Source organism: Mycobacterium arosiense ATCC BAA-1401 = DSM 45069 (assembly GCF_002086125.1).
Lineage (GTDB): Bacteria > Actinomycetota > Actinomycetes > Mycobacteriales > Mycobacteriaceae > Mycobacterium > Mycobacterium arosiense.
The window spans coordinates 1-335 of sequence record NZ_MVHG01000277.1 but is presented as its reverse complement, the minus strand read 5'-3'; the positions used below and the strand labels follow the sequence as shown (position 1 = coordinate 335).

1 protein-coding gene and 1 pseudogene are annotated in these 335 nt (G+C 60.0%); both read left to right on the top strand.

The window, feature by feature from the left end:
- Positions 1 to 3 precede the first annotated feature (3 nt).
- Positions 4 to 108, top strand: coding sequence for an uL15m family ribosomal protein (locus BST14_RS31910; RefSeq protein WP_438502219.1), 105 nt, complete (start codon positions 4 to 6; stop codon positions 106 to 108).
- Positions 109 to 335, top strand: a pseudogene (locus BST14_RS31905) (hypothetical protein); the annotation flags it as partial.

Sequence of the window (335 nt, the reverse complement as noted above, 5' to 3'; positions counted from 1 at the left end):
GTCATGCTGTCCGGCGAAGTTGGTCGTGCGGTCACCCTGAAAGGTATCGCCGCCACCAAGGGTGCGCGTGCGGCTATCGAAGCAGCTGGCGGTAAATTCGAGGACTAAATGGCTAAGCAAGGTGCTCTCTCTGCGCTAAGCAACGGCGGTCTGTCCGAGCTCTGGGCACGTCTGCGTTTCCTGTTCCTGGCGATCATCGTCTATCGGATCGGCGCGCACATCCCAGTTCCGGGCATCAACCCCGATCGCTTGGCGGCACTGTTCCGGCAGAACGAGGGGACCATTCTTAGCCTCTTCAACATGTTTTCCGGCGGCGCGCTGGAGCGCATGAGTAT